This is a genomic window from Streptomyces sp. NRRL B-24572 (genome assembly GCF_002156145.1).
Classification (GTDB): Bacteria; Actinomycetota; Actinomycetes; order Streptomycetales; family Streptomycetaceae; genus Streptomyces; species Streptomyces vietnamensis.
The window spans coordinates 1-2996 of the sequence record NZ_MWIG01000648.1 but is presented as its reverse complement, the minus strand read 5'-3'; the positions used below and the strand labels follow the sequence as shown (position 1 = coordinate 2996).

3 protein-coding genes are annotated in these 2996 nt (G+C 74.3%); all 3 read right to left on the bottom strand.

All coding sequences use genetic code 11. From position 1 onward, the window contains the following. Window positions 1-928, bottom strand: a 928-nt coding sequence (locus tag CCN56_RS32630; RefSeq protein WP_086831483.1) for an NAD(P)H-hydrate epimerase, incomplete at its 3' end; no start/stop codon positions are given. Between the two features lie 74 nt (window positions 929-1002). Further along, window positions 1003-1371: a holo-ACP synthase gene (locus CCN56_RS32625; protein WP_086831482.1), complete on the bottom strand. Its 369-nt coding sequence runs from the start codon at window positions 1369-1371 to the stop codon at window positions 1003-1005. 7 nt (window positions 1372-1378) lie between these two features. Beyond that, window positions 1379-2996: glutamine--fructose-6-phosphate transaminase (isomerizing) (gene glmS, locus CCN56_RS32620; protein WP_107484259.1), on the bottom strand; the 1618-nt coding region annotated here is incomplete at its 5' end.

Sequence of the window (2996 nt, the reverse complement as noted above, 5' to 3'; positions counted from 1 at the left end):
CCTCGCCGAGGCCGGGGCCGACGACCCAGGACTGGACCCGTCCGGCCTTCTCGGGCCGCCCGGAGTGGACGAGGGTCTCGGGGTGCGCGGCGAGCACGGCGTCCCCGGCGGGCCCGACGTACCGCACGGCCCCCGCCCCGCCGCGCAGCGCGCCCGCGACGGCGAGGACGGCGGCGCCGGGGTAGCGGGTGGACCCGGCGAGGACGCCGACGACCCCGCGCCGGTACTTGTCGCTCTCGGCGCCCGGCACGGGCAGCAGCCACGCCAGGTCGTCGTGCTGGAGGGCCTCCAGGTCCGGCACGCCGGGGAGCAGGGGCCCGAGCCCGATGTCGACGAGCCTCAGCGCCCCCGCGTACTCCCGGGCCGGGTCGACGAGGAGCCCCGGCTTGTACGCCCCGAAGGTGATCGTCGCGTCGGCCCGCAGGGCCTCCCCGTGGACCTCCCCGGTATCGGCGTCGACGCCGCTCGGCAGGTCGACGGCGACGACGACGGCGTCGGAGCCGCGGGCGGCGCGGGCGACGGGCACGGCGCCGGGCCGGAGGCCGCCGCGTCCTCCGATGCCGGTGATGCCGTCGAGGACGAGGTCGGCGCCGGCGAGGGGCCCGAACGGTTCGTCGGCGACCCGGCCGCCGGCGGCCTGCAGCGCGGCGAGCCCGCCCTCGTGCGCGCGCTCCCCGAGCAGGACGGCCGACACCCCCGCCCCGCGCCGGGCGAGCCGGGCCCCGGCGTACAGGGCGTCGCCGCCGTTGTCGCCGCTGCCGACGAGCAGGACGACCCGGGCGCCGTACACCCGTCCCTTCCCGAGCAGGGAGCAGCAGGCGGCGGCGAGGCCGGCGGCGGCCCGCTGCATGAGGGCGCCGTCGGGAAGGCGGGCCATGAGGTCGGCCTCGGCGGCCCGTACGGTCTCCACGCGATAAGCGGTACGCATGGCAAGCAGTCTGCCGCGCCCACCGCTCCGGCGCGCCCCGCCGTCCGTTGCGGCCCTCGACGGACGGCGGAGGCTCAGCCCTCCGCGATCACCACCGCCGAGGCCACCCCCGCGTCATGGCTCAGAGAGACGTGCCAGTGCTTGACGCCCAGTTCGGCCGCCCGCGCCGCCACCGTCCCCCGGACCCGCAGCCGCGGCTGGCCGCTGCCCTCGACGTACACCTCGGCGTCGGTCCAGTGCAGCCCGCCGGGCGCGCCGAGGGCCTTCGCCACCGCCTCCTTCGCGGCGAACCGCACGGCGAGCGAGGCGGGCCCGCGCCGTTCGCCGCTCGCAAGGAGCAGCTCCCGTTCGACGAAGAGGCGCTGGAGCAGCCCCGGTGTGCGCTCGATCGACGCGGCGAACCGGTCGATCTCGGCCACGTCGATCCCCACCCCAATGATCATTTCCCACTCACTCCACGGTCACGGATTTGGCCAGGTTGCGCGGCTGGTCGACCTCGTTGCCCCGCGCGGTGGCGAGCTCGCAGGCGAAGACCTGGAGCGGCACCGTGGAGACCAGCGGCTGGAGCAGCGTAGGCGTGGCGGGGATGCGGACGAGGTGGTCGGCGTACGGGACGACGGCCTCGTCGCCCTCCTCGGCGATGACGATCGTCCTGGCGCCCCGCGCCCGGATCTCCTGGATGTTGGAGACGATCTTGTCGTGGAGGACGGAGCGTCCGCGCGGCGAGGGCACGACCACGACGACCGGCAGGCCCTCCTCGATGAGCGCGATCGGCCCGTGCTTGAGCTCGCCGGCCGCGAAGCCCTCGGCGTGCATGTACGCCAGTTCCTTCAGCTTCAGCGCGCCCTCCAGGGCCACCGGGTAGCCGACGTGCCGCCCGAGGAACAGCACGGTGTTCCGGTCGGCGAGCGACCGGGCGAGGGCCCGCACCGGCTCCATGGTCTCCAGGACGCGCTCGACCTCGTCGCCGATCCGGGCGAGGTCGCGGACGACGGCGTGGATCTCGTCGCCCCACTTGGTGCCGCGCACCTGGCCGAGGTACAGCGCGAGCAGGTAGCAGGCCACCAACTGCGTGAGGAAGGCCTTCGTGGAGGCGACGGCGACCTCGGGCCCGGCGTGCGTGTAGAGAACCGCGTCCGACTCCCTCGGGATCGTCGAACCGTTCGTGTTGCACACCGCGAGCACCTTCGCGCCCTGCTCGCGCGCGTGCCGCAGCGCCATCAGCGTGTCCATGGTCTCGCCGGACTGGGAGATCGCGATGACCAGGGTGCGCCGGTTGAGGATGGGGTCGCGGTAGCGGAACTCGCTGGCGAGCTCGACCTCGCAGGGGATCCGGGTCCAGTGCTCGATGGCGTACTTGGCGATGAGCCCGGCGTGGAAGGCGGTGCCGCACGCGATGACGACGACCTTGTCGGCCTCGCGGAGCACGGCGTCGGGGATGCGGACCTCGTCGAGGGTGAGCCGCCCGGAGGCGTCGATCCGCCCGAGGAGGGTGTCGGCGACGGCCTTGGGCTGCTCGGCGATCTCCTTGAGCATGAAGGAGGCGTAGCCGCCCTTCTCGGCGGCGGAGGCGTCCCAGTCGACGTGGTAGGCCCGTACGTCGGCGGGCACCCCGTCGAAGTCGGTGACGGTGACGCCGTCCCTGGTCAGCTCGACGACCTGGTCCTGCCCGAGCTCGATCGCGGAGCGGGTGTGGGCGATGAACGCGGACACGTCGGAGGCGAGGAAGTTCTCGCCCTCCCCCACGCCGACGACGAGCGGCGAGTTCCGGCGGGCGCCGACGACGACGTCGGGCTGGTCGGCATGGACGGCGACGAGGGTGAAGGCACCGTCGAGCCGGCGGCAGACGAGCCGCATGGCCTCGGCGAGGTCCCCGGCGGAGGAGAACTCCTCGACGAGGAGGTGGGCGACGACCTCGGTGTCGGTCTCGGAGAGCAGCGTGTGGCCCCGCTCGGCGAGCTCCTCCCTCAGGGCGGCGAAGTTCTCGATGATGCCGTTGTGGACGACGGCGACGCGCCCGGCGTTGTCCAGGTGCGGATGCGCGTTGGCGTCGTCCACAACGGCATCA

Bases quoted from the DNA above. Each gene is read 5' to 3' on its own strand.
- CCN56_RS32625 (WP_086831482.1), bottom strand. From the start codon at position 1,371: ATGATCATTGGGGTGGGGATCGACGTGGCCGAGATCGACCGGTTCGCC.